At 67.3% G+C, this 24538-nt stretch carries 24 protein-coding genes and 1 tRNA gene; 14 read left to right on the top strand and 11 right to left on the bottom strand.

Annotation, left to right across the window (positions count from 1 at the left end; all coding sequences use genetic code 11):
- Positions 1 to 79: 79 nt before the first annotated feature.
- Entirely contained in the window at positions 80 to 907 is an 828-nt protein-coding gene (locus tag L5G32_RS02565; protein WP_237009434.1) for an HAD family hydrolase, read from the bottom strand.
- A gap of 355 nt (positions 908 to 1262) precedes the next feature.
- Here L5G32_RS02565 and L5G32_RS02560 point away from each other — a divergent pair, with 355 nt between their 5' ends.
- The 8 genes from L5G32_RS02560 (at position 1263) to L5G32_RS02525 (ending at position 7022) form a co-directional block, all read left to right on the top strand.
- Positions 1263 to 2216, top strand: coding sequence for an esterase/lipase family protein (locus tag L5G32_RS02560; RefSeq protein WP_237009433.1), 954 nt, complete (start codon positions 1263 to 1265; stop codon positions 2214 to 2216).
- Between the two features lie 67 nt (positions 2217 to 2283).
- On the top strand, positions 2284 to 3333 hold the full coding sequence (gene ssd, locus L5G32_RS02555) for a septum site-determining protein Ssd (protein ID WP_237009432.1): 1050 nt from the start codon (positions 2284 to 2286) through the stop codon (positions 3331 to 3333).
- Between the two features lie 49 nt (positions 3334 to 3382).
- Positions 3383 to 4561, top strand: a complete 1179-nt coding sequence (locus tag L5G32_RS02550) for a TadA family conjugal transfer-associated ATPase (protein ID WP_237009431.1) — start codon at positions 3383 to 3385, stop codon at positions 4559 to 4561.
- Positions 4558 to 5361: a type II secretion system F family protein gene (locus L5G32_RS02545; protein ID WP_237009430.1), complete on the top strand. Its 804-nt coding sequence runs from the start codon at positions 4558 to 4560 to the stop codon at positions 5359 to 5361. Before L5G32_RS02550 ends, L5G32_RS02545 begins: the two co-directional genes overlap by 4 nt.
- On the top strand, positions 5358 to 5942 hold the full coding sequence (locus L5G32_RS02540) for a type II secretion system F family protein (RefSeq protein ID WP_237009429.1): 585 nt from the start codon (positions 5358 to 5360) through the stop codon (positions 5940 to 5942). The genes L5G32_RS02545 and L5G32_RS02540 overlap by 4 nt, the downstream gene beginning before the upstream one ends.
- Positions 5943 to 6033: 91 nt before the next feature.
- The gene (locus L5G32_RS02535; RefSeq protein ID WP_237009428.1) at positions 6034 to 6267 is read left to right on the top strand and encodes a DUF4244 domain-containing protein; all 234 of its coding nucleotides are present in this window, start codon (positions 6034 to 6036) and stop codon (positions 6265 to 6267) included.
- A gap of 1 nt (position 6268) precedes the next feature.
- Positions 6269 to 6643: a TadE family type IV pilus minor pilin gene (locus L5G32_RS02530; RefSeq protein WP_237009427.1), complete on the top strand. Its 375-nt coding sequence runs from the start codon at positions 6269 to 6271 to the stop codon at positions 6641 to 6643.
- Positions 6644 to 6653: 10 nt separating this feature from the next.
- Complete coding sequence (locus L5G32_RS02525; protein ID WP_237009426.1) at positions 6654 to 7022, top strand: Rv3654c family TadE-like protein; 369 nt, start codon at positions 6654 to 6656, stop codon at positions 7020 to 7022.
- Between the two features lie 940 nt (positions 7023 to 7962).
- Here L5G32_RS02525 and sftH read toward each other — a convergent pair.
- Positions 7963 to 10326: a DEAD/DEAH box helicase gene (gene sftH, locus L5G32_RS02520; RefSeq protein WP_237009425.1), complete on the bottom strand. Its 2364-nt coding sequence runs from the start codon at positions 10324 to 10326 to the stop codon at positions 7963 to 7965.
- A 292-nt stretch (positions 10327 to 10618) separates the two neighbouring features.
- Between sftH and L5G32_RS02515 the strand changes: the two genes are divergently transcribed.
- The 3 genes from L5G32_RS02515 to topA all read left to right on the top strand — a co-directional run bounded on the left by L5G32_RS02515 (position 10619) and on the right by topA (position 14710).
- A complete protein-coding gene (locus tag L5G32_RS02515) occupies positions 10619 to 10822 on the top strand; it encodes a cold-shock protein (RefSeq protein ID WP_237009424.1) in 204 nt (67 codons plus the stop codon).
- 124 nt (positions 10823 to 10946) lie between these two features.
- Complete coding sequence (locus tag L5G32_RS02510; RefSeq protein WP_237009423.1) at positions 10947 to 11522, top strand: hypothetical protein; 576 nt, start codon at positions 10947 to 10949, stop codon at positions 11520 to 11522.
- Between the two features lie 143 nt (positions 11523 to 11665).
- A complete protein-coding gene (gene topA, locus L5G32_RS02505) occupies positions 11666 to 14710 on the top strand; it encodes a type I DNA topoisomerase (RefSeq protein WP_237009422.1) in 3045 nt (1014 codons plus the stop codon).
- Between the two features lie 63 nt (positions 14711 to 14773).
- On the opposite strand, the gene L5G32_RS02500 is transcribed toward topA, so the two are convergent.
- Positions 14774 to 16333, bottom strand: a complete 1560-nt coding sequence (locus L5G32_RS02500; RefSeq protein WP_237009421.1) for an adenylate/guanylate cyclase domain-containing protein — start codon at positions 16331 to 16333, stop codon at positions 14774 to 14776.
- A gap of 84 nt (positions 16334 to 16417) precedes the next feature.
- On the opposite strand from L5G32_RS02500, the gene L5G32_RS02495 reads away from it, so the two are divergent.
- Complete coding sequence (locus L5G32_RS02495) at positions 16418 to 17692, top strand: DNA polymerase III subunit delta' (RefSeq protein WP_237009420.1); 1275 nt, start codon at positions 16418 to 16420, stop codon at positions 17690 to 17692.
- Between the two features lie 4 nt (positions 17693 to 17696).
- Here the strand turns inward: L5G32_RS02495 and L5G32_RS02490 are convergent, their stop codons facing one another.
- Together L5G32_RS02490 and L5G32_RS02485 are read right to left on the bottom strand one after the other, a co-directional pair.
- Entirely contained in the window at positions 17697 to 18629 is a 933-nt protein-coding gene (locus tag L5G32_RS02490; protein WP_237009419.1) for an LLM class F420-dependent oxidoreductase, read from the bottom strand.
- A gap of 44 nt (positions 18630 to 18673) precedes the next feature.
- Complete coding sequence (locus tag L5G32_RS02485) at positions 18674 to 18829, bottom strand: hypothetical protein (protein ID WP_237009418.1); 156 nt, start codon at positions 18827 to 18829, stop codon at positions 18674 to 18676.
- Positions 18830 to 18936: 107 nt separating this feature from the next.
- Here L5G32_RS02485 and crcB point away from each other — a divergent pair, with 107 nt between their 5' ends.
- Together crcB and L5G32_RS02475 are read left to right on the top strand one after the other, a co-directional pair.
- Positions 18937 to 19362 carry a fluoride efflux transporter CrcB gene (gene crcB, locus L5G32_RS02480; RefSeq protein WP_237009417.1) on the top strand — a complete coding sequence of 142 codons (426 nt, stop codon included), beginning with the start codon at positions 18937 to 18939 and terminating at the stop codon, positions 19360 to 19362.
- The gene (locus L5G32_RS02475; protein ID WP_237009416.1) at positions 19359 to 19715 is read left to right on the top strand and encodes a fluoride efflux transporter FluC; all 357 of its coding nucleotides are present in this window, start codon (positions 19359 to 19361) and stop codon (positions 19713 to 19715) included. Before crcB ends, L5G32_RS02475 begins: the two co-directional genes overlap by 4 nt.
- Positions 19716 to 19730: 15 nt before the next feature.
- On the opposite strand, the gene L5G32_RS02470 is transcribed toward L5G32_RS02475, so the two are convergent.
- From L5G32_RS02470 to L5G32_RS02445, 6 genes are all read right to left on the bottom strand, one after another.
- On the bottom strand, positions 19731 to 20285 hold the full coding sequence (locus L5G32_RS02470; protein WP_237009415.1) for a TetR/AcrR family transcriptional regulator: 555 nt from the start codon (positions 20283 to 20285) through the stop codon (positions 19731 to 19733).
- Complete coding sequence (locus L5G32_RS02465; protein WP_237009414.1) at positions 20282 to 21508, bottom strand: cytochrome P450; 1227 nt, start codon at positions 21506 to 21508, stop codon at positions 20282 to 20284. Before L5G32_RS02465 ends, L5G32_RS02470 begins: the two co-directional genes overlap by 4 nt.
- A gap of 62 nt (positions 21509 to 21570) precedes the next feature.
- Positions 21571 to 21900, bottom strand: a complete 330-nt coding sequence (locus L5G32_RS02460) for an ArsR/SmtB family transcription factor (RefSeq protein WP_237009413.1) — start codon at positions 21898 to 21900, stop codon at positions 21571 to 21573.
- A 51-nt stretch (positions 21901 to 21951) separates the two neighbouring features.
- Positions 21952 to 23223, bottom strand: a complete 1272-nt coding sequence (locus L5G32_RS02455; protein WP_237009412.1) for an MFS transporter — start codon at positions 23221 to 23223, stop codon at positions 21952 to 21954.
- A 233-nt stretch (positions 23224 to 23456) separates the two neighbouring features.
- A tRNA-Thr gene (locus tag L5G32_RS02450) sits at positions 23457 to 23532 on the bottom strand.
- Between the two features lie 87 nt (positions 23533 to 23619).
- On the bottom strand, positions 23620 to 24477 hold the full coding sequence (locus tag L5G32_RS02445; protein WP_237009411.1) for an arylamine N-acetyltransferase family protein: 858 nt from the start codon (positions 24475 to 24477) through the stop codon (positions 23620 to 23622).
- Positions 24478 to 24538 lie beyond the last annotated feature (61 nt).

Here is a 24538-nt window from a genome sequence, read left to right as displayed (position 1 = left end):
GAACGTGGCCGTCTCTGTGATTCCGTAACCCATTAATACCCTGTGACCGTCGTCACTGCAAGGGTTTCGCGAGAATCGATCAGGCGGCGTGAACTCGCAGGTGACGGGCCTGTAGGTGGTGGTAGTAGACCGCCGCCGCGGTGATCGCTCCGATCCCCGTGGCGCACAGAGCGGTTCGTCCCACCGTGGTCGGACTCGGCCGTCGCGTGGCTGCGGCGGGGGTCGCGAAATCGAGGGTCTCCCACCCCGATTCGACCGCGCGCCGGCGAAGCGCTTTGTCGGGATTCACCACGGCGGGTCTGCCTACGGCGTCGAGCATCGGAAGGTCGGTCACCGAATCGGAGTAGGCGTAGCAGCGGCTCAAGTCGTAGCCGTGCTCAGTAGCCAACTCTTCGACGACGGTGGCCTTCTCGTCGCCGTAGCAGTAGAAGTCGAGATCGCCGGAGTAATGGCCGTCGACCACTCGCATGATGCTCGCGCGCACGATGTCGACGCCGAGGAGTTCGCCGATCGGCTCGACCATCTCGATGCCCGACGCCGAGATCAGCACGACGTCGTGCCCGGATTCCTTGTGTTGTTCGATGAGTTCGAGCGCTTCGGGGAAGACGACGGGGCGCACGACGTCGTCCAGGGTCTCGGCGACGATCGCCCGTACCTGCGCTGCGTTCCAGCCGGTCGACATGTCGGTCACATGCTTGCGCAACCGGTCGACGTTGTCGGCGTCGGCGGCGGCCAGGAGGAACTGGAGTTGGGCGATCGCGGAACGGAGCATCGTCCGGCGAGACAGGAGGCCGCCGTCGTAGAATGGCCTGGTGAACGCCAGGGCGCTGGAGCGGGCGATCACCGTCTTGTCGAGGTCGAAGAAGGCGGCGATACGTGTCGGATCTGCCTGGCTCACGTTCGACATCGTACATCGTCACGATGTGATCCACGGAACAAGAAAACGGCAATAGTTGGGCTTGCAATCTTCGCGGCGGCGAGGGTAACTTGGGATTTGTCCGGCAATGCCGGAAGCGTTCAGCCCGACCCCCCGGGGCTGAACTGCTGATGACCCCGGCCTCCTCCCCCCTGGCCGGGGTCGTCTTCTATTTATAGGCCGTCTTATGTTTGTGGCTCAGATATTCGTGGGCGGATTCGCAGAGAACACTCCTGGGGCTCGTTGATTTCGGGCCTATTGAGACGTTTCGACAGAACAGTCGCGATTTGACGCGTAGGTTCGATCCCGCCGAGTGCCTGCTCGGGCCTGTCCACAGGGGTCGCACATGAAGATCGTCAAACACTCGCTGATCGCGTGCTGCGCAGCGTTGCTCGGTGTCGTCGCCCTCGTGGCGCAGGCGAGCGCCGCGCCGAACGAGAAGCTGCCAGAGAACTACAACTTCCTGAGCGGGATCTCGTACGAACTGCAGCATCCCGGCCAGTCGTTGCCGGGGTCGAACGATTTCGACTGCACGCCATCGCCCGAACATCCGCGACCAGTGGTGCTCGTGCACGGGACGGGCGGAGCCAAAGCCACGAACTGGGGTCCGTATCCCGCGATGCTCGCCAACCGCGGATACTGCGTCTTCGCACTCACCTACGGCGCACTCCCCGGACTGCCCTGGCCGTTCACCGCGATCGGCGGGATGGGCAAGATCGACGTCAGCGCGGGACAACTCGATCGATTCGTCGACAAGGTTCTCGAAGCGACGGGCGCGGAGACCGTCGATCTCGTCGGTCATTCACAAGGCACCTATATGCCGACCTATTACGTGAAGTTCCTCGGCGGAGCGCAGAAGGTCACCAAGTACGTCTCGCTCGCGCCACTGTGGCATGGCTCGGGCTCGACCTCGCCCACGACGCCGCTGTTCATGAAGCTTCTCGGTGGCCGCGACATGCCGATCTGCAGCGGCTGCGGCGGAATGATGGCCGGATCGCCCATGAACGAGAAGATCTGGAGCGGTGGCAGTCCGTACGTGAAGGGCATCGACTACACGAACATCATGACCAGGAACGACGAAGTCGTGGTGCCGTACACATCCGGCTACGTGAAGCCGCGGGCAGGCGAATCGGTGAAGAACATCGTCGTCCAGGCGACGTGCTCCACGGATCACAGCGAACACGTCGGCATCGCGAGTTCGCGGCGGGCCGCCTACTTCGTCCTGAACGCGCTGGATCCGGAGCACCCGGTGAAGGTGCCGTGCGAGAACGTCGCTCCGATCACTGGTCAGCGATTCTGACCTGCACCGATACCAGGCTGTGGATAACGCACTTCCCGATGGAGGGTGATCGTCGCATCATCAGGGCATGACCGACGTCCTGCTCGTTCTCGCCGCCGACGAACTCCACGCCGACCTCGCCCGCTGTGCCGCGGCGGCCGGCTACACGATGGTGGTCGGCGACGCCGCGTCCTGCCGTCACGACTGGCTGCGGGCCCGCGCGGTCGCCGTCGACGCGGGCGCGTCGGCGGTACTGACCGAACTGCATCCGCCGCGCCGTCCGGCAGTCGTGGTCGTCGGCCCGTCCGAAGACGACACGCGGCGGTGGCAGACGGGGCTCGCTCTCGGGGCACAGGGCGGATTCGTGCTGCCGCACGAGGAGGCCGGCCTGGTCGGCGCGCTGTCGGAGTTCCGCCGCCCGGTCCGTCGACCGGCAGGCGCCGTCGCCGTGATCGGCGGGCATGGAGGAGCGGGCGCGTCGTCGTTGGCCGCCGCTGTCGCACTGGTCGCCGCTAGCTCCGGACAACGGGTGCTCCTTCTCGACGCCGACCAGTCCGGCGCGGGCGCCGACCTGATCCTCGGGGTCGAGGACGAGCCGGGGCTGCGGTGGTCGAACGTCACCGGCGAGAGCGGCGCGATCGCCGGTCCCGCGTTGCGTGCAGCGCTGCCGGGGTCGGGCCGGATCAGCGTGATCACGTCGGCTCGCGACGACGTCGAACCGTTGCGCCCGGACACGGTGTTGGCGGTCGTCGACGCGGCACGCAGCACCGGTGACGTCGTCGTCGCCGACGTGGGACGCGAGCCGGGACCCGTCGCAGCGGGACTGGTCGACAGTGCTGACTTCGTCGTCGTGGTGACCACGGCGTCGGTCCACGCGGTATCGGCGACCCGGCGTACCGCCGCGCGCCAGGTCGGCGACCGGGACGCCGTGCTCGTGGTGCGAGGGCCGTCGCCCGGTGGACTCCGGGCGAGTGACGTGGCGAGAGCGATCGGGCTGCCGCTGCTCGGCGGATATCGGCCCGAGCGTGCGCTCGCGCAACGGTGCGAGACGTCCGGCCTCCGCCTGCGACGTCGCAGCCCACTGACCGCGGCGGCGCAGGACGTGTACCGCAGGCTGCACGACGGGGCAGTGCAGTGACCGCGGCGGCGCAGGACGTGTACCGCAGGCTGCACGACGGGGCAGTGCAGTGACCGCGGTCGGACGCGCCGACCTGCTCGAGCGTGTCCGCGACCGATTGGCGACGCAGACCAGCGATCCGGAGCCAGCAGTGATCGCCGATGCGATTCGAGCCGAGTCGGGTGGGCTGCTCGGCGACACCGACCTCCTCGACGTGCTGCGGTATCTGCAGACCGAGATGGTCGGTGCCGGAAGGCTGGAGGGGCTGCTGGCCGATCACGGTGTCACCGACGTCCTCGTCGTCGGACCCGGCCGGGTGTGGGCCGATCGTGGGGACGGACTGGAGCTGACCGGCATCCGATTCGACGACGAGGCGTCGGTGCGCCGACTGGCCGATCGTCTGGCTCTCGGCGCAGGTCGCCGGTTGGACGACGCTCAACCGTGGGTCGACGGGCAGTTGTCCGGTGTGGGCCGCCGGGATGTCACGGTGCGCCTGCATGCGGTGATCCCGCCCCTGGCCGTCGACGGGACCTGTATTTCTCTGCGCGTCCTCCGCAGCGCGACGCAGACGTTCGATGCTCTCGTCACGTCCGGAGCCATCCCCGGTGAAGCCGCCGATCTCGTGCGGGACGCTGTCGGAGCCCGGCTGGCATTCTTGATCGTCGGCGGTACCGGATCCGGCAAGACGACGCTCTTGAACGCGCTGCTCGGGCAGGTCGACCCGGTCGAGCGCGTCGTCACCGTCGAGGACGCGTCCGAGCTCGAACCGCAGCATCCGCACGTCGTGCGCCTCGTCGCCCGCAATGCGAACGTCGAAGGCGTCGGCGACGTGCCGGTCCGCGACCTGGTTCGGCAGGCGCTGCGGATGCGGCCGGATCGGATCGTCGTCGGCGAGGTCCGCGGCGCCGAGGTGATCGACCTGTTGATCGCACTCAACACCGGGCACGACGGGTGTGCCGGCACTCTCCACGCGAACTCGACGTCGGAGGTCCCCGCGCGGATGGAGGCGCTGGCCGCACTGGGCGGTATGGACCGGGCGGCGCTGCACAGTCAGTTGGCTGCCGCGATCCAATTGGTGTTCGGACTCGGCCGCGATCGTGACGGGCGTCGTGGACTGCTCGAGATCGGAGTCCTACGGCGCACCGACGACGGGCTGACCACGATCGAGCAGGCGTGGTCGCGCAGATCGGGATTCACCGCGGCGAGGGCTCGGATCGACGCGTTGATCGCCGACCGAGGACCGCAGTGAACGCCGTGCCGCTGCTCATCGCGGGTGGAGCTGCGTTGCTCGTGTGGCCGGGGTCGGGCGCCCGAGCACGGTTGCATCTGACGCACGACGGCCTCGCCGGGCATCGCCTCGACCCGGTGTGGATCTTCGCGGCTGCGCCCGTTCTCGTCGCGGCTGTCATCGGCGCCGGACCAGGGATGGCGACCGGAATCGTGGCGGTCACCGGGATCGGGTTGCGTCGCCGGTCGGTGCGGAGGGCCGAGCGGGACGGCCGTCGTGACGAACTGCGGCGGGCGCTCTCGTTCATGATCGCCGAGATGTCGGTCGGCGCGCCGGTCGTGCTCGCCTGCCGTTCCGCGGCAGACGAACTGGCCCGCGACGGACCGTCTGCGGTGTCGGCCGAACTCGCACGAATGGCTGCTCGCGCCGAGCTCGGCGGCGACCCCGCCGACATAGCCGGCGGTGAACACGGTGGCGCACAGTGGGATGCCGGCGTGGATCGGTTGGCAACGGCGTGGGCGGCGTCGTCGACCCGCGGCTTGCCGATGGCTGACCTCCTGGCCATGTTGCGGTCCGACCTGTCGGCCCGCGCAGATCATGCGTCGCGGACTCGTGCCGGTCTGGCGGGGCCTCGCGCGACCGCGATGGTGTTGGCGTTGCTGCCGATCTTGGGCATCGGTCTTGGACACTTGATGGGCGCCGCACCGCTGGCCGTGCTGGTGTCGCCGGGGATCGGTTCGATTCTCTTGGTGGTCGGCGCCGCGCTCGCGTCGGCAGGAGTCTGGTGGACGAACTCCATCACCGAGAAGATCCTGCGATGACCGTGTTGATCGCCGCGATGTCGGCGGGTGTCGCACTATGGGTTTGGCCGTCGCCGCACTGGGCGCTCGCGCGGGTCGTCGTGCGCCCGAAGAAGGTACGGGAACCACGGTGGCTCGGCAGGTCCCGAAGTGTTCCGGACCCGTTCGACGTCGCGTCGACCTACGACCTGTTCGCGGTCTGTCTACGCGCCGGGCTGCCGGTGTCGGCGGCTGCGGAGGTCGCGGCAGAGCACGCCCCGCCGGTGATCGGCGAGCCGTTGGCTCGAGCGGCCGACCTCCTCGCGCTCGGCGCCGACGGGCAGACGGCGTGGGCGTCCGACGCGGGTGCGGAAGATTCATTCGCTGAACTCGCGGCGTTGGCGCGTCGTGCCTCGCGGGTCGGTGCGTCGCTCGCGGACGGCGCCGCCGAACTCGCATCGGCCACGCGTCGTCGGGCAGCCGATGACGCGGTTGAGGCAGCGGAGAAGGCCGGGGTCAAAGTGAGCGGGCCGCTCGGCCTGTGCTTCCTGCCTGCGTTCGTCTGCCTGGGCATCGTGCCCGTCGTGGTCGGTCTCGCCGCCGGAATGCTGACCGCGGTGTGACCCTGTGGAATCGCGCGGAACCGAATGCAGCGGGCGCGCGTCTGACCTTGTGAAGGCTCGAAACCGCGGGCCGACACACGAGGGGGAAGTCATGAGCACGAGTCGGGGGACACGAGATCGATTGACGCAGCGGTGGGTCGAGACTCAGACGCTGACCGGACGGCTGATCGCCGACGAATCCGGAATGTCGACGGTCGAATATGCGATCGGCACCGTCGCTGCAGCCGCGTTCGGTGCACTGCTGTACACGGTCGTGAGCGGTGACAATATCTTGTCCGCACTGACCGGGATCATCTCCAGGGCGTTGAGCACGTCGGTGAGCTGACATGTCTGTCAGGCTCCGCGGGCGCGACCTGTTTGAGGACGAGCGAGGCATGGTGACCGTGGAAGCCGCGTTCGCGCTTGCGGCGATCGCCGTCTTCCTGGTGACCGGGGTCGGCGCGGTGACCGGGGTGGTGACTCAGATCCGGTGCACCGACGCCGCCCGCGAGGTGGCTCGGCTCGCGGCAGTCGGAGACGAGTCGGCGTCCGACGTCGGCCGGTCGGTCGCACCCGGCGGCGCCCGGATCTCGGTGTCGGCTGCGGCCGACACGGTGACCGTCACCGTATCGGCCGACCTGCCGATGCTGCCGATGGCGACGGTGTCCGCGCGAGCGGTGGCGGCGGTCGAACCGAACGGTGCTGACGGTGCGGATTCGTGAGCAGAAATGCGTGAGTGACGAGAAGGGATTCTCGACGATCACGGGCGCCGCTGTCATCGCCGTCCTCGCCGCGATCCTCCTCGCTGTGCTCTACGTCGGCGCCGCCGTCCTCGCTCGACATCGCGCACAGTCTGCGGCAGATCTGGGAGCGCTCGCGGCCGCGTCTGCGCAGGTGTCCGGGCGGGGTGATGCGTGCGCGGTCGCTGAGGATCGGGTGTCGGTCCAGGACGGTTCGCCGTCGGTCGCCGACTGTGTGGTCGACGGTCAGGACGTCGTCGTTCGCGTTGTGGTGCGGGTACGCCTGGGAGGTTTCGGCGTGCGCGCCGCGACGGCTGCGGCGCGGGCCGGTCCGGTCACGATCGGTAGCGACGACCGATAGGCGGCGACCATGCGAACCCACGGATGCCTCTCCGTCCAGGCGTTGACTCTCATGCTCATCGGGCTTTTGCGCATGCCGGACGCTCGCCGGCCGGGCTGTTCGCGCTGTCCCACGGAAGTCAACGGACGCCGCGGCTTGCACCGCGACGAGCCCCCGGCCAACGAACAGGGAGCTGGACAGGGTTTGTCGCCATGCAGCGATCCAGGAAGGAGTTCGGTGTCGTCGTGATCTCGACGTTCACTCGGCCAGTGGGGCACCGCTGTTACCCGCCAGGCGCTCGTCGTACCACCCCAGTGGAACACTCCAAATATGGACCGGTCCTGGCCCTGAGTTCTCTGACGATTCGAGTCTCTCCGCATACTTGACCGCTGCGGATCTATCGTCGAACGCGCTCATTAGTTCGGGAGAAGTATCGGGATCCCATCCGACCTCATGCGCGTCTTGCGGGTGCCCGCCATCGAATACTATGTGGACAGGCTGCCCCTGCGTGAGACCGGCTCGCCGGTGCTGAACCAGTTCGGCTAACTCTGTCCAACAGGCGGCGTGGCCGTGGTCGATAACCCGCGCTATCCGCGACGCGTCAGCGGAGTCGGCAGCTACACCTGCGAAAACCTCATCGTAGGTCGATTCATTTTTCGCGAAAATAACGTGGATGCAGCTCGTGTCGCACGTATTCTGCATCACTACACCTCGCACCGTTCTTTGAACTCGTCGGTGGTCACCTTTGCATACATGGACTTGACCCGGCCAGGATTCGAGTTTCTCCGATCGTCTCACCCTTGAAGCTCGTGCCGACGAGTCCTGTGCATCGAGAGTCGGCACGGACAAGGATGCGGCCGCCGCACGTGGTCGACGGCTAGGACGCCGTCGTTCGCGTCGTGGGTGCGTCGGGGAGGTTTCGGTGTACACGCCGCGACTGCTGCCGCGCGGGCCGGCGCGGTCACGACCGGTAGTGACGGCCGATCAGGCGGAGGAGTTTGATCGCGTGCGCTTTGTCGAGGGGTTCGTTTCCGTTGCCGCACTTGGGTGATTGCACGCAGGACGGGCATCCGCTGGTGCACGCACAGGAGGCGACGGCTTCGTCGGTGGCGGCGATCCAGTCGTCGAACGCTTCGTGGCCGCGTTCGGCGAAGCCCGCCCCACCGGGGAATCCGTCGTAGACGAAGACGGTCGGCAGGCCGGTCTGTGGATGGACGTCGGTGGACAGGCCCCCGATGTCCCATCGGTCGCACGTGGCGACGAGGCCCAGCATCCCGATCGCGGCGTGCTCGGCGGCGTGCAGTGCGCCGGGGAACTTGTCGGGAGCGATCCCGGCGGCGACCAACGCGTCGGGTTCGACGGTGTACATGACGGCGCGCGTCGACAGTTGTTGTTCGGGCATGTCGAGTGCCACTTGGTCGAGGATCTCACCGGTGAGGGCCTTCCGAAGGAACCCGACCACCTGACTGCTGACCGTGACTTCGGCGAAGCCGACGGTGACCGGACCGAACGTCTGCTGCTGCACGACCCGGTCGATGACGACGTCGCTCACCTCGCGCGCGGTGGTCGTCCAGTCGGGCTCCTCCGGATGCGCGAGGGCGAGGCCCTCGTCGAGGGATAGTTCGTCGACGACGAAGCTCTCGCCCTGATGCAGGTACACCGCACCGGGGAACACCGACGTCATGGCGCGCGTGGCGTCGACGGTGCCGAGCAGCCGAGAGGTGGTCGTGTCGACGATGAGGACCTGACCACCGATGCCGCCGCGGATGTCTATGTCGCCGTGCGGGTCGAGGCCCGGCGCGGGATACCAGCCGGCCTTGCGACGTTTGAGAAGTCCGTCGTCGACGAGACCGACGATCACCTCGCCTGCGTGCCAAGAGGCGGCTTCGTCGTCGGTGATGGGGAACTCGGTGGCCGCGCACAGCAGATGTGGGCCGAGCACGTACGGGTTGGTCGGGTCGGTGACGGTCGCTTCGACGGGCCGCTTGAGGAGAGCGTCGGGATGGTGAACGAGATACGTGTCGAGCGGATCGTCGCGGGCGACCATGACGACGAGCGACCCCTCGCCGCGCCGTCCGGCACGACCCGCCTGCTGCCAGAACGAGGCAACAGTCCCCGGGTATCCGGCGACGACGACGGCGTCGAGACCGCTGATGTCGACGCCGAGTTCGAGGGCGTTGGTCGTCGCGACTCCGAGTAGTTCGCCGTCCGAGAGCGCCTGCTCGAGTTTGCGGCGGTCGTCGGCGAGATAGCCTGCGCGGTACGCGGCGACTCGGTCGACCAGTTCCGGTGCAGATTCGGACAACAGTTGGCGAGCCTTGACCGCCGTCACCTCCACTCCGCGACGCGACCGGACGAAGCACAGCGTCCGGGCTCCTTCAATGACGAAGTCGGCGAGCAGCCGAGCGGCTTCGGCGCCCGCCGCGCGTCGGACCGGGGCCCCGTTCTCACCGTCGCGGCCGGTCCCGGACAGGATTTCGGGGCCGCCGACCGGGGCAGGGCTGCCGTCGACGAAGCCCGGCTCCCACATCGCGACGGTGCGTTCGCCGTGCGGTGAGGTGTCGTCGGTGATCGCGACGACGTCGTCGCCGATCAACCGCGACAGCGCCTGCGCCGGATTCGAGACGGTGGCGCTCGCCCCGATGACGACCGGGTCTGCGCCGTATCGGCGAGCGATCCGCAATGTTCGCTGCAGGACAAGTGCGGTGTGCGAGCCGAACACGCCGCGATAGTGGTGGCACTCGTCGACGACGATGTACTTCAACTTGCTGAAGAACTGGCGCCACTTGGCGTGCTGCGAGCAGATCCCGACGTGCAGCATGTCGGGGTTGGTGAAGATCCAGCGTGAATGCATCCGCGCCCACTGTCGGAGCTCGGAATCGGTGTCGCCGTCATAGGCGCTCGGCTGCAGATGACTCAATGCGGGAACGCCCGCGATGATTCGGGCCGTCGCCCTCAGTTGGTCCGCGCCGAGAGCCTTGGTCGGCGACAGATAGAGCGCGGTCGCGTTGGGGTCCTGAGCGAACGTGGTGAGGATCGGGAGTTGGTAGGCGAGCGACTTTCCCGATGCGGTGCCGGTGCACACGCAGACGTTCCGTCCGGCGTGGGCGTGGTCGGCGGCTTCGATCTGGTGACGCCACGGTCGGCGCAGACCGTGCTCGACGAACGCGCCGCGAACCTCGGGGTGGACCCACTCCGGCCAGTCACTGAATTCGGCTGTGCGCGTGGGGATCACTGCCATGTGAGTGAGAGGCGAATCGGCGTCGGAATCGGTCCCTGCGAGGGTTCTGCCGAGCAGTTCGCTGCCGTAGGTGGCATGCTGCATCGACGTCGCTCCAAACGGTTCCGGGGTGGGTGCGCGAACCTACTCGCGAGGCCGGTCATACGTGGTTTCCGGGGAGTTAGATTCGGTGCGCGATAACAGTATCGCGCGGGCGCGAAACATGGTTAGCTAAAAGCGGTCGCACCCTCCGTCTCAGGGACGGAGTCAGTTGCGAACGTGGTACTGCAGTCGGTTCCATCGCCGTATGGCGAGGTCTTGTCGAGGTATGGCGGTCGGAACAGGCCCCCGCCGGGGACGCTCCGTGGCGGGTGATGAGAAGTTAGGAATGCAGTAGATGGCACAGGGCACTGTGAAGTGGTTCAACGCGGAGAAGGGCTTCGGCTTCATCGCGCCTGACGAGGGTAACGACGACGTGTTCGTCCACTACTCGGAGATTCAGGGCAACGGCTTCCGCACCCTCGAAGAAAACCAGCGCGTGGAGTTCGAGGTCGGCCAGGGCACCAAGGGCCCGCAGGCCACCGGAGTTCAGGCAGTCTGATTGCGCACGCCCTCACGGGCGTCACAGACTTACGAGACAGCACTCCCGGCACCGCTTCGGCGGGGCCGGGAGTGTTGCTTTCACTGCTGGGAGTGTTTGCTGCACAGCGCAGTAGGATCAACGTGTGAGCCAGATGTCGCTGTTCTCTGCGGACACCGAAGACCCCGTGATCGACGATCTCGCGGGTCTACTCGCCGGGCAGGGGCAGTCCGTGCACACGAGCCTCGGCGCCCGGGTGTCAGTAGTCGTGAACGAGCAATGGCGGGCCGACGAGATCGCGGCCGACATCATCGAGACCGGGCTGGACGCGCAGACGCTGATCTCCGAGGAGGGATCGCCGATCGCGCGCACCGAAGCCAACCCGCGGATCACGGCGCTGCACCGCAGATGGGCGAGCGGTGCTGTGAAAGCCGTGCCGGACGGTTGGACGCCGAGCGCGCGTGCTCTGCGACTGTGGGTGCTCGCGTCGGGCCGGTTCGACGGCCAGCACTACGTCCTCGGCGTGGACCCGAGCGCCCCGGACACCCACGCTCCGCTCGCGACGGCATTGATGCGCGTCGGCATCGCACCCACCCTGATCGGTGCGCGCGGAAACAGTCCCGCTTTGCGGGTGTCCGGGCGTAAGCGACTCACCCGACTCGCCGAGACGGTGGGAGTCCGGCCAGGCGACGCTCCGGACGGGGTGTGGCCTGGGGAGTGACCGGCTGCCTCTTCTTTCGATTACCTGGGGTGGAGTGCAGACGGCGCCATATATAAGGTACAACGGCATCGAAGCGTTACAACGGAACCGAACACCGAAACAACGGCATCGAACAGCGAAACTCCAGACCGAAGGGCTCTTAAGTGGCCGCCACTGACAGTGCTGACCCCGCCATCCGGCGACTCGTCATCGTCGAGTCTCCGACCAAAGCGCGCAAGATCGCGGGGTACCTCGGCGCGAACTACGTCGTCGAATCGTCACGTGGACACATTCGGGACTTGCCGCGAGGCGCCGCCGACGTGCCCGCCAAGTACAAGGGGCAGCCGTGGGCCCGCCTCGGCGTCAACGTCGACGACGGGTTCGAGCCGCTCTACGTGGTGTCGGCCGACAAGAAGTCGACGGTCTCCGAGCTTCGGGCGTTGATGCGTGACGTCGACGAGCTCTACCTCGCGACGGACGGTGACCGCGAGGGGGAGGCCATCGCCTGGCACCTCCTCGAGACGCTGAAGCCGAAGATCCCCGTCAAGCGCATGGTGTTCCACGAGATCACCGAATCGGCGATCCGTGCCGCCGCCGAGAGCCCGCGCGACCTCGACATAGACCTCGTCGACGCGCAGGAGACCCGCCGCATCCTCGACCGCCTGTACGGGTACGAGGTGTCGCCGGTCCTGTGGAAGAAGGTCATGCCGAAGCTGTCGGCGGGCCGCGTGCAGTCCGTCGCCACCCGTGTCATCGTCGAACGCGAGCGTGAGCGCATGGCGTTCGTCTCGGCCGACTACTGGGACATCGCCGCGACGATGGACGCTGGAGCCGACGCCAAGCCGCAGACGTTCTCCTCGCGCCTGGTCAACATCGGTGAGGATCGGGTCGCCACGGGACGCGACTTCGGCGCGGACGGCAAGATCAAGAAGGCCACCGGTGTCACCGTGCTCGACGGCGCCCGCGCCGACGCGCTGGCCGCCGGGCTCGACGGCGCCGCGCTGACGGTGACGTCGGTCGAGGAGAAGCCGTACACCCGTCGCCCGTACGCACCGTTCATGACGTCGACCCTCCAGCAGGAGGCCGGCCGCAAACTGCGTTTCACGTCCGACCGCACGATGCGCATCGCGCAGCGGCTGTACGAGAACGGCTACATCACCTACATGCGTACCGACTCGACGACACTGTCGGAGTCGGCGATCAACGCGGCCCGCGCACAGGCCCGCGATCTGTACGGCGACAAGTTCGTCCACTCCTCGCCGCGCCAGTACACACGCAAGGTGAAGAACGCGCAGGAGGCTCACGAAGCGATCCGCCCCGCAGGCGAGTCGTTCCGCACCCCCGGGCAGGTGGCGTCGGCGCTCGACACCGACGAGTTCCGCCTGTACGAACTGATCTGGCAGCGCACCGTCGCCTCCCAGATGGCCGACGCACGCGGCACCACGATGAGCCTGCGGATCGGTGGCCGCGCCGCCACCGGCGACGAGGTCACGTTCGCGTCCTCGGGTCGCACGATCACGTTCCCCGGCTTCCTGTCCGCATACGTGGAGAGCGTCGACGAACAGACTGCCGACAAGTCCGACGACGCCGAGAACCGGCTGCCGAACCTGACCGAAGGCCAGTCGTTGACGGCGACGTCGCTCGTGGCCGACGGCCACTCCACCAACCCGCCTGCCCGATTCACCGAGGCGTCGCTGGTCAAGATCCTCGAAGAACTCGGCATCGGCCGCCCGTCGACCTACGCGTCGATCATCGGCACCATCCAGGACCGCGGATACGTCGTCAAGAAGGGCAACGCGCTGGTCCCTTCGTGGATCGCGTTCGCCGTCATCGGCCTGTTGGAGGGCTACTTCAACAGTCTCGTCGACTACGACTTCACGGCATCCCTGGAAGACGATCTGGACCAGATCGCGTCCGGCGGTCAGGACCGGACTCGGTGGCTCAACGAGTTCTACTTCGGTGACGAGAGTGCGACGTCCGACGATGACGACGCCGCAGGCGCCATCGCACGTCACGGCGGGCTCAAGAAGCTCGTCGGCGTCAACCTGGAGGGCATCGACGCCCGCGAGGTCAACTCGATTCGATTGTTCGACGATTCTGAGGGACGCCCGGTGTTCGTCCGGGTGGGACGATACGGGCCGTACCTGGAACGCAACGTCGCAGGCCCGGACGCCGAGCCGGATCTCAAGCGCGCCAACCTGCCGTCAGACATGACGCCGGACGAGTTGACGCTCGAGGTGGCCGAGAAGCTGTTCGAGACGCCGCAGGAGGGGCGGGAACTGGGCGTCGACCCGGTGACCGGTCACCGGGTCGTCGCCAAGGAAGGACGTTTCGGACCGTACGTCACCGAGATCCTTCCGGCCGACGACGAGCCCGACGACGGATCCGCGGGCGCTCCTGTTCCGACGGTCCCGGCGGGGCCGACGCCACGCGACGGTGGGGGAGTCCCGGCAGGCGACGCAGTCGTCGCGCTGGACGACGTCCCGGCGGGCGGCGGTGTCGCGACCGCTACGACTACGGCGAAGAAGACTGCCAAGAAGACCGCGAAGAAGACAGCCAAGAAGGCTGGTCCCAAGCCGCGGACCGGCTCGCTGTTCAAGACGATGGACATCTCGACGGTCACTCTCGACGACGCGCTGAAACTGCTGTCGTTGCCGCGTGTGGTCGGCGTGGACCCGGAGTCGAGCGAGGAGATCACCGCCCAGAACGGACGGTACGGTCCGTACCTGAAGAAGGGCACCGACTCCCGGTCGTTGACGTCCGAGCAGCAACTGTTCGAGATCACTCTCGACGAGGCGCTCAAGATCTACTCCGAGCCGAAGCGTCGCGGTCGTGCGGCCGCTGCGCCTCCGTTGCGCGAGCTCGACAAGAACGATGCGGTCAGCGGCAGCCCGATGGTCATCAAGGACGGCCGTTTCGGTCCGTACGTGACTGACGGGGAGACCAACGCGAGTCTGCGCAAGGGCGACGAGGTCGCCAGCATCACCCCCGAGCGGGCGATGGAACTGCTCGCCGACCGTCGCGCTCGCGGCCCGGCCAAGAAGGCCGCCAAGAAGACGGCGAAGAAGAGCCCGGCCAAGAAGACGGCAGCGAAGAAGACAGCGGCCAAGAAAACCACAGCAGCCAAGAAGACGGCAGCTAAGAAGACGACCGCCAAGAAAACGGCGGCTAAGAAGACACCAGCGAAGAAGGCAGCCCCCGAGAAATAAGGGCAGCACCTGCCGTCCGAGACTTGCGACCACATAGTGGTCCGAAGTCTCGGACGAGGTGGGTCAGTCCGACGACGTCGGGGAGTTCACGGCGATGTCGGGGCGGGCCAGCAACGTCTCGATGCCGCGACCGCGGAGCTCGACACCCTCGCCGATCGCCCAGTGCGCGGCCTCGGCGTCGCTGGCGAGGAACGCGGCACGCGCCGACCCCAGGACACGTGTCGGCTCGTCTTTCGCGAGTTCGGTGAGACGCGCAGCCTCGTTCACCGGGTCGCCGATCACGGTGTACTCCAACCGCTGCTCGGAGCCGATGTGCCCGGCGACAGCCTTGCCTGCAGACACGCCGATGCCCATGTCGACGTCGCCGAGACGTCGATCGAGCTCCACCCGCAGGTCGCGGGCGGCGGCCAGCGCAGCACCCGCGAAGTCCTCTTGATCGAGTGGCGCCCCGAAGATCGCGAGGGCAGCGTCGCCCTGGAACTTGTTGACGAAACCGCCGTGTCGTCCGACGACTTCGACGACCACCTGGAAGAACTCGTTGAGCAGTTCGACGACTTCGCGGGGCGGACGGTTGACGGCCAGGCGGGTCGAGCCGACGATGTCGACGAACAGGACACCGACGTAGCGTTCCTCGCCGCCCAGCTCGGTCCCGGTCTCGATGGCGCGTCGTGCGACGTCCTCGCCGACATAACGACCGAACAGGTTGCGCAGCTCCTGCCGTTCCCGGACGTCGGACACCATGTCGTTGAAGCCGGCCTGCAGTGAGCCGAGGTCGTTGCCGTCGTACACCTTCACGGCCACGTTCAGGTTGCCCGCTCGGACTTGGGCGAGGGCGATCCTCAGTTGTTTGATCGGGTCGGTGATCGACCCGACGAGGCGGGTGATGGCGAGGAGTCCGAACACGAGTGACGCCGCTGCCATCCACAGGATGGGGCGTTGCAGGCCGACGGCGTCGGTGTCGATGTAGTCCAGGCGTTGCATCGTGATCAGTGCGACGATCACGAGCATCGGGACGGCCACAGTGACCGCCCAGAACGAACTGATCCGCGCCGTTATGCCGGGCGCGTGGACGCTGTCCGGGTCGTTCGCCATCGCGGCGACCGTGATCGGCCGGAGGACGCGCTCGGACTGCATGAACGAGAGCACACCGGTCACGAGCCCGCCGACGACGCTCGCGAGGGCGACGAGGATCGCGTCCTTGCCCGAGGAGTTGCTCCAGTTGATGAGGGACAGGAGTACGCCGCCGACCGCCCACAACGCCAGGTTGGTGATCGTCAGCAAGGTGGGCAGTCGCAACGCACGGCGACGAGCGGCAGCGTCGTCGAGTCGGGAGCGCCGTCGGTGCCAGATCAGGACGGGGAAGCTGAGCCGAGTGATCACGTACATCCCGACGGCCACCGCGATCACCAGGTAGACGGCGAACGAGAGTTGGTTGAAGGCGTCGGCGTCGCCGATCGAGAACGAGTCGGCGGGCGGCATGCCCCAGCGCAGGAACGCGAACGTGAACAGCGCACCGATGAGATTCGCACGCAGGAGATCGAGGGCAAGGATCGGCCACGGCGTATGCGCCAGCCAGCGCAGCGTATGCGCGGGCTTGGCGAGGCCCAACCGTCGTGCAACCACGAACTCCACGGTAGCCGTCTGCTTGCAATTGTTAAACGTCTTGCGATTGTTCAGTCGTCTGAACTGGGGCTTAGGCTGACGGGTGTGACTAATGTCTTCGACCGCATGACCGGGCAGGACACGCTGGCCGCTGAGCTGCGCGACGCCGCGACGTCGGCGCGAGCGGTGGCCGCACGCCTGGAGGAGGCCGCCGACGGCGCGGTGTCGATGTTCGCCGACGATCCGGTGGACGAACTTCCGGTTGGTGTCCGTGAATCGATGACCCACGCTTGGCTGTTCACCGGTCCGCCGGGAAGCGGTCGATCGGTCGCTGCGACAGCCTTCGCTGCGGCCCTGCAGTGTCTGGACCCGATAGCGGTCGGGTGCGGCGAATGCCGAGCCTGCACGACGGTGCTGAGCGGGACGCACGGGGACGTCCGGCTCATCCAGACCGACGGACTGTCGATCTCGGTCAAGCAGATTCGTGACATCGTGTCGCTGGCCGCCCGCCGCCCGACGACGGGCCGCTGGCAGATCGTCCTCGTCGAAGACGCGGACCGACTCACGGAGAACGGCGCGAACGCCTTGCTCAAAGCCGTGGAGGAGCCGCCGCCGCGGACCATCTTCCTGCTGTGCGCCCCGTCGGTGGCACCGGAGGACATTGCGATCACCCTTCGCTCGCGCTGCCGACACGTCGCGCTCACCGCGCCGCCGAGCGACGACATCGCCAAGGTCCTGATCGAACGGGACGGCATCGACCCCGAGCCCGCGCGGTGGGCGGCGTCGGTGTCGGGCGGGCACGTCGGCCGCGCCAAGCGGCTGGCCACCGACCCACTCTCGCGCGAGCAGCGGGAGCAGGCGTTGGGCCTCGCGCGGGCGGCGACCCGCGACTCGACGGCGTTCGCGGCCGCCGACAGACTCGTGCGGACCGCGGTCGAGACCGCGGATGCCATGAGCACCGAGTCCGACGCGGCAGAGACCGAAGAGCTGATGACAGCCCTCGGGGCGGGAGGAACGGGGAAGGGGACGGCCCGGCCGCCGCGAGGCACGGCTGGCATCATCAAAGAACTCGAGAGGCGGCAGAAGTCGCGGCGTACCCGACTCACGCGCGACGTCCTCGATCGTGCGCTCGTCGACCTCGCCGCACTGTTCCGTGACGCGTTGTCGAGGTCGGTCGGCGCGCGGGTCACGTTGATGCATCCCGACAAGGAGCACGATGTCATCGACTCGATGGCGAGTTACGCGTCGCCCGAGAAACTCCTCGCCTGCATCGAGGCGGTCCTCGACTGCCGTGAGGCCCTCGACATGAACGTGAAGCCGAAGTTCGCCGTCGGCGCGATGGTCGTGAAGCTGGGTGATCAGTTGAGCGCGCGCCGCTAACCGGTCACCTCAGTTGCGGGGCCACCTTGTCGGCGACGAGCGCGAGATGGTCCAGGTCCTTCAGATCAAGGACCTGAAGGTATACACGGGTGACGCCGATCTCGCGGTACGCGGAGATCTTCGCGACGACCTCGTCCACGCTGCCCGCGGCCCCGTTCTCGCGAAGCTCGTCGGCTTCGCGGCCGATCGCCGCCGCGCGACCGGCGACTTCGGCGTCACTCTCGCCGCAGCACAGGACGAGAGACGCCGAGTAGACGAGGTCGTCGCTGTCGCGGCCGATCGTCTGGCAGGCATCGCGGACACGGTCGTACATGGTGGACACGGTCGACGTGGGCGCGAACGGGACATTGAACTCGTCGGCGAAGCGTGCCGCCAACGCAGGCGTACGACGTGGTCCGTGACCGCCGATGATGATCGGCGGGCGCGGCGACTGCGTCGGCTTGGGCAGTGCGGGCGAGTCGGCGACCGAGAGGTGCTTGCCGGTGTAGTCGAAGGTCTCGCCGATCGGTGTGCGCCACAGGCCCGTGACGATCTCGAGGGTGTCCTCGAGGCGGTCGAAGCGTTCGCCGAGCCCGGGGAACGGGATGCCGTACGCCGAGTGCTCGTCGGCGAACCAGCCTGCGCCGAGCCCGAGGTCCACGCGTCCGTCGGACATCTGATCGACCTGTGCCACCGAGATGGCGAGTGGTCCCGGATGACGGAACGTCGCCGATGTGACGAGCGTGCCGAGCCGGATCCGTGAGGTCTGCAACGCGAGCCCGGCGAGGGTCAGCCATGCGTCGGTCGGACCGGGCAGCGGGTCGCCGTCGCCCATCGCCTGGTAGTGATCCGAGCGGAAGAAGGCGTCGTAGCCGAGGTCTTCGGTGGCGCGGGCGACGGCGAGAAGGTCGTCGTACGTCGCGCCCTGCTGGGGTTCAGTGAAGATGCGCAGGTCCATGACAGGTCATGGTCGCAGACGTGGGCGCAGGCCGCTCAGTGAGGTCAGGCGTCCTCGGCGACGGTCTCGGCGGTGCCTTCGTCATCGTCTTCGGCGAAGACATCGTCGCCGCCTGCGCCTTCGAGGACTGTGAGCTCGTTGTCGATGGCCGCCGAGACCTCTTCGGCCTTGTGCTTGAGCTTGTCGATGAATTCGGACATGGCGGGCTCCTCGGTGCAAGACGGGCTAGTGCACTCGATTGTATTCGTGCGGCGACCGTAATCTGGTGACGCCGTAGTTTCGAACACGTCGGACAGGAGATCAGGTGGTGACGCAACGACCATTTCGAACGGTCGATCTCCTGATCGTGTTCATCGGCGGCGCCGCGGGAACGGCACTGCGGTGGCTGGCCGAGGAGGCGTGGCCTGCGCACGACGGGCAGTGGCCGGTCGGGACATTCGTCGTCAACGTCGTCGGCGCGTTCGTCCTCGGCGCTCTTCTCGAGTCGTTGGTCCGACGTGGACGCGATCACGGGGTGCGTCGTCAGATCCGCCTCGCCGCGGGCACCGGCTTCTGCGGCGCGTTCACCACCTACAGTGCGTTCGCGTTGGAGCTGAGCCTGTTGGGCAAGGGCGGGCACGTCGTGCTCGCAGTGGTCTACGCGCTGGTCAGCGTGTGCGGCGGAGTCCTTGCCGCGTGGCTGGGTGTGCATGCCGCGCGGCGCGGTGTCGCGCTCCGGGGCGGCGTCGCATGATCCCCGTGTTGGTCGTGATCGCGGGTGCTCTCGGCGCAGTGATGCGGTTCGTGGTCGACGAGATGAGCAGGCGACGGTGGCCGGGCGCGTTCGGCGGTCCCGTGTTGGCGATCAACGTGACCGGGTCGCTGCTCATCGGCGTGACCGCGGGCATCGTGATGTTCCACGGCGCGTCGTCGGACTGGCAGGCCGTGGTCGGCACCGGCTTCTGCGGCGGCTATACGACGTTCTCGACGTCGGTCCTCGACACGCTCCGGGCGGGAGGGCGACGCGGGCTGATGTACGCGATGCTCACGCTGATCGGGTCTGTCGGAGCGTGCGCGATCGGTTTGGCACTCGGGTCGGCCGGGTGAGTGGCTGAACGCGGTTCACGCGAGCGACGCGAGGACCGCGGGTGTCACGAATCGCTCGATCGTCGCGCGTTCGTCCGGCCCGCCGGGCACCACGAGCAACGACACGATGACCCGAACGATCCAGCGCGCAGCCGCGACTCCGGACGAACTGTCGTCGCCGACGAACGTGTGCGCCAACGTCTCGATCACCGTCGACGAGAGAGCGAGTTCGCTGGCCAGCCCCGCACCTTCGGGCGAGAACCACGCCGAGAGCGCGGGGTCGTCGCGGACGGCGGCGAGAGCGAACACGATCGCCTCGGTGAGCCGGTCGGCGGGATCGGGCAGGTCGGCGGTCCGATTCGCCACTGCAGCGCCGATAGTGAGGGCGACCTGCTCGACGTACGCGAGCTGCAGCGCGGTGCGGCCGTCGAAGTGTCGATACAGGGTGGCGCGGGAGCAGCCGACTGCCGCCGCGATGTCGGACATCGACGCGTCGGGGCCCTGACGGGCGAACAACTCCCCGGCGATGGCGAGGATCCGGTCCTTGGCCGCGGATCGTCGTACCCCTTGAGTCCAGCCTCGATCGCTCATGGCGTGAACGGTACCGACGTCGGACGGCGTACGTAGTTGCCGCCTGCCCATTCGATGCCGTCGACGTCCACCTCGAAGTGCGGGCACCGCGCCAACAACTCCTCGAGCGTGATCACGGCCTGCATCCGCGCGGCCGCGGCGCCGAGGCAGTGGTGCATTCCGTGGCTGAACGTCAGGATGTTGCGGGGATTGCGTCGGACGTCGAGCCGTTCGGCGTCCGGGCCGTACACGTGCTGGTCGCGGTTGGCAGATCCGTAGCAGAGCAAGACTTTCCGGCCTTCCGGGATCGTGACGCCGCGCAGGTCGACGTCGCGGGTCGTGGTGCGCGCGAGCCCCTGGACCGGAGAAGTGAGGCGCAGCAGTTCGTCGACTGCGTCGGGTATCGACGCAGGGTCTTCTAGGAGCACCGTCCGCTGATCGCGGTCGGTGGTCAGGAGTGCGGCTGATCCGCCGAGCATGCCGGTCGTCGTGTCGTTTCCGCCCGCCACCATCGTGAACGCGAACGCCAAGACGGACAGGAGGCCCGCCGGGTCGGTCTGGGGGTCGTCGGCGATTCCGGCGGCGACGAGGTGCGAGACGGTGTCGTCGCCCGGTTCGATGCGACGGCGTTCGATGAGCTCGGCGAAGTATCCGGTGAGTTCGAGCACCGCGTCTGCAGCCGTGGTCATCGCGGCGCCGAGGTCGCCGCCGGGATCGGCTCCGACGATGGACGCGGTCCACGCGTCGAACCGTGTCCGGTCCGACTCCGGGACGCCGAGATAGTGGGCGACGACCATGCTGGGCAACGGTTTGAACAGCTCTGCGGCGATGTCACCGCCGCCGCGTGAGCGCAGCGATTCGATGCGTTCGACGACGAACTCGCGCACCAGCGGCTCCAGTGTCGTCACCTGGCGCGGGGTGAACCCGCGTGAGACGAGTCTGCGGAACTCGGTGTGCGACGGCGGATCCAGCATCACCATCGGCGGATTGTCGGCGAGGCCGATCGTCGCCAGTTCGCCGTAGGTCACGGTGAGTCCCTGCGCCGACGAGAACGTGCGCCAGTCCTTCGCCGCAGCGGTCACGTCGTCATGGCGGGTCAGCACCCAGTAGTCGCCGGCCGGAGCCGAGGGCGGCACCACGTGGTGGACGGGATCGTGCTCACGCAGCGCCGCGTACATCGTGAACGGGTCCCGCCACGACTCTCCGGAGCGGAGCGAGAAGGTCGGAGACGGAGTATCGCTCATGTGTCGATAATGAGACACATTATAGAATGTGTCAACACGTTCAGTCGGCCGGGTGGATTCGGTCAGTTCGCCCGTGCAGCGCGATCTGCTGTGACGATCTGGTCGAGCAGGCCGGGGAAGACCTTCTCCAAGTCATCACGACGCAGCCGCGTCATCCGGCCGTTGCCGACGTCGCGCTGCCAGACCAGTCCTGCGGTCCGCATGACTTTGAAATGGTGGGTGCGAGTGGACTGCGCCCATGGCATGCCGAACGCGCTGCAGAACTGCTCTGTCTCATCGGGCTGTTCGGCGAGCTGGACGATGACACTGCGTCGGTTCTCGTCGGAGAGTGCGTGCAGAATCCGCGACAGGTCGAACTCGTCGAGGTCTGGGTGGCCATCCTTGTCGGCCATGACGACCACGTTCCCTTCCTATGATCCCGATACCTACGGTGTCCATGGTAGCTATGTGCGATCGGAGTCTCCGCGGTGATAATCGGCCGATCGGCACCGTCGGGCGTTCTTGCCGCGGACGAGGACGATAGCGAGGGACAGGACGACGAGAAGCGCGACGAGGCAGATTACGGTGGTACTGAACGCGGTCTGGTACGTGTCGGGCTGGCCGGGCTGCCCGGCCGCGGTGTCTTCTGCGGCGCCACCAGTGAGGTGCTGTCCGACGATCGTGGACAGGACGAAGGCGTATGCGGCGACGAGAATCGCTTCGCTGCCGATCCGGAAGAAGTTGAGCAGTCCCGCCGCGGTGCCCGCACGTTCGGCGGGGACGACGGCGAGTGCATGGCCGTCGACGAGGCCGACCGGCAGACCGAACCCGAGACCGATCAGGATCATCGGGGCGATGATCCAGATGATGGACCGGTCCTCGGCGAGCAGCAGGATGCCGACGTTGCCGAGCACGAGCGCGGCGAGGCTGGCGTACACGACTGATCCGACGGTGACCGAGCGGACGTTGTTCACCAGCTTGGCGACAGCGATCGGAGCGAGGAGGACGGGGATTGTCATGGCGAGCATCGTCAGTCCGGCCGCACCCGGGCTCATCGCTTTGATGCCGCTCAGTGCGGACGGGAGGTACGTCAGCAGAGTGACGAAGCCGATCGATCCGGCGACGGGCACCAGGCACATTGCCAGGAACTCTCGGTTGCGCAGGAGTGACAGGTCGAGGACTGGCGGGCGCTTGCCGTACTGAGGGACGGTGGTGTTGTTGCGCGGAAGTACCCGCGAGCCGACCGCTGCGAGCGCGAGAACGGCGGCCTGGACGAGGAAGACCCCGCGCCAACCGATGCCGGCGACGAGCAGGCCGGAGATGGTCGGCCCTAGTGCGAGGCCTAGGCCGTTGATGGTTCCGAACAGGGCGAAGGCCTTCGTGCGGGCCGAGCCTTCGAAGGCGCTGGAGAGCATCGAGCTGGCACCGACGAGGATGGCGGCTGCGCCGATGCCTGCGACGGCGCGTGCGGCGTCGAGAAGCAGGAGCGTCGTCGCGGCGGAACTGACGACGGTGCCGAGTGCGAAGACGGCAGCGCCGAAGGCGAAGGTTCGGCGGTAGCCGATGCGGTCGCTGAGTGATCCCCATGCGAGGACGCCGAGCGCGAAGGCGACGTTGAATCCGTTGACAACCCATTGCAGGGCGGTGGGCTGCGCGCCGAGGCTGCCGGAGATCTCCGGCAGGGCGATCGCGGTGCCGGAGATCGACATCGGCGTGACGAACTGAGCGACGAGCACGATCGGCAGTGTCCAGCGGCTTGGCGCAGGAGTTGTCCCGGTGGTGGAGGCGTGCGAGGTGGCGGTCACAGGGGTACTCACTTTCTCGTAGGTACTAGAAGTGCAGTAGCTACTATGCACTATGTACCTAAACAAGTGAGAAACAAGAGAAGTGGGCCCGCTTCGTGGACGTGCCAGGCACAGAAAAAGCCGATCTCCCGCGAGTGGGAAACCGGCTTCTGCCTGATGCTTTATGGAGCCGCCTAGGAGAATCGAACTCCTGACCTATTCATTACGAGTGAATCGCTCTACCGACTGAGCTAAGGCGGCGCGCTGCCTCGCGGCAGCCTGGACCATGTTACAGACCGGATAGTGGTCGGAGCAAAACGGCTTGTGGATGGTCGAATCCGTGCCTCGTCAAGGTCGGTCGGAGCCTCGTCGCAACGTCTCCGAGGCGACGAGCGACCGGCCGTCTGCGTCGGTCAGATCGATGTCGAAGACGTCGCGGAGCAGCGTCGGAAGTTCGTCTACCGGCACCTCGCGCGATGTCTGCGTCCCGTCGGGTGCGGCGGTCGTCAGCGTCGAGTCGTCGAGCGTGTGATGAGCGTCGGCGGCGAATCGTTGGACGAACGGCCGAGTGGTGAACGGAGAACGCGGCGACGTCGACACGAAATGACTGCCGACCCGGTAGTCGATCGGGAACTGCGGATTCGCAGTGAATGTGTGGCGGTCGACCCAGTCGTCGCCCACCCGCTGCCACAGAATCCACCGGTCGGTGCCGAAGACGTCGCCGACCGGCTCCGAGGTCAGGCGGAGTCGCCAGCAGTCCTGGTCGACGTCGGTGCCGTCGACCAGTTCGATCGGCTCCAGCGGGCCGCGTCCGAACCCGACGTCGCACAGGTATCGGCGTCCACCCGACTCCACGACGATCACTGCGTGCGTCGGAGGGCGAGACGACCAGTCGCCGCCGAGGGTGACCCGTCCGCTCAATGCCGTGAACCGGAACCCGATCCGCTCCAGCGCCGCCGCGAACACGGTGACGTGCTCGAAGCAGTAGCCGCCGCGCCGAGAGCCGATCAGCTTGCGCTGCAAGGATTCCAAGTCGAGCGGGATGCCCCGCCCGAGCATGATCTCGAGGTTCTCGAACGGAATCGACGTCGTATGGCCGCGATGCAGCGCCGCGAGAGTGTCGAGCGTCGGCGACGGCTCCCCGGTGACGCCGATTCGGGCGAGATACGCGGGGAGGTCGAGGTCGTCGCTGTGCCACGTGGTCATGAGGTCCATTGTGGGGGTTTCGATCGGCGAGGGTCTCGACTCCGCTCGACCGGCAGAAATG

Source organism: Gordonia zhenghanii (assembly GCF_021738965.1).
Classification (GTDB): domain Bacteria; phylum Actinomycetota; class Actinomycetes; order Mycobacteriales; family Mycobacteriaceae; genus Gordonia; species Gordonia zhenghanii.
The sequence above is the reverse complement of the archived record's forward strand: the minus strand, read 5'-3'. Positions and strand labels throughout refer to the sequence as shown.

Bases quoted from the DNA above. Each gene is read 5' to 3' on its own strand.
- sftH (WP_237009425.1), bottom strand. From the start codon at position 10,326: ATGCAGCATGCCACCTACGGCAGCGAACTGCTCGGCAGAACCCTCGCA.
- L5G32_RS02560 (WP_237009433.1), top strand. From the start codon at position 1,263: ATGAAGATCGTCAAACACTCGCTGATCGCGTGCTGCGCAGCGTTGCTC.
- L5G32_RS02470 (WP_237009415.1), bottom strand. From the start codon at position 20,285: ATGAGCGATCGAGGCTGGACTCAAGGGGTACGACGATCCGCGGCCAAG.
- L5G32_RS02445 (WP_237009411.1), bottom strand. From the start codon at position 24,477: ATGACCACGTGGCACAGCGACGACCTCGACCTCCCCGCGTATCTCGCC.
- L5G32_RS02485 (WP_237009418.1), bottom strand. From the start codon at position 18,829: ATGTCCGAATTCATCGACAAGCTCAAGCACAAGGCCGAAGAGGTCTCG.
- L5G32_RS02515 (WP_237009424.1), top strand. From the start codon at position 10,619: ATGGCACAGGGCACTGTGAAGTGGTTCAACGCGGAGAAGGGCTTCGGC.
- L5G32_RS02535 (WP_237009428.1), top strand. From the start codon at position 6,034: ATGAGCACGAGTCGGGGGACACGAGATCGATTGACGCAGCGGTGGGTC.
- L5G32_RS02565 (WP_237009434.1), bottom strand. From the start codon at position 907: ATGTCGAACGTGAGCCAGGCAGATCCGACACGTATCGCCGCCTTCTTC.
- L5G32_RS02490 (WP_237009419.1), bottom strand. From the start codon at position 18,629: ATGGACCTGCGCATCTTCACTGAACCCCAGCAGGGCGCGACGTACGAC.
- ssd (WP_237009432.1), top strand. From the start codon at position 2,284: ATGACCGACGTCCTGCTCGTTCTCGCCGCCGACGAACTCCACGCCGAC.
- L5G32_RS02460 (WP_237009413.1), bottom strand. From the start codon at position 21,900: ATGGCCGACAAGGATGGCCACCCAGACCTCGACGAGTTCGACCTGTCG.
- L5G32_RS02475 (WP_237009416.1), top strand. From the start codon at position 19,359: ATGATCCCCGTGTTGGTCGTGATCGCGGGTGCTCTCGGCGCAGTGATG.
- L5G32_RS02540 (WP_237009429.1), top strand. From the start codon at position 5,358: ATGACCGTGTTGATCGCCGCGATGTCGGCGGGTGTCGCACTATGGGTT.
- L5G32_RS02530 (WP_237009427.1), top strand. From the start codon at position 6,269: ATGTCTGTCAGGCTCCGCGGGCGCGACCTGTTTGAGGACGAGCGAGGC.
- L5G32_RS02465 (WP_237009414.1), bottom strand. From the start codon at position 21,508: ATGAGCGATACTCCGTCTCCGACCTTCTCGCTCCGCTCCGGAGAGTCG.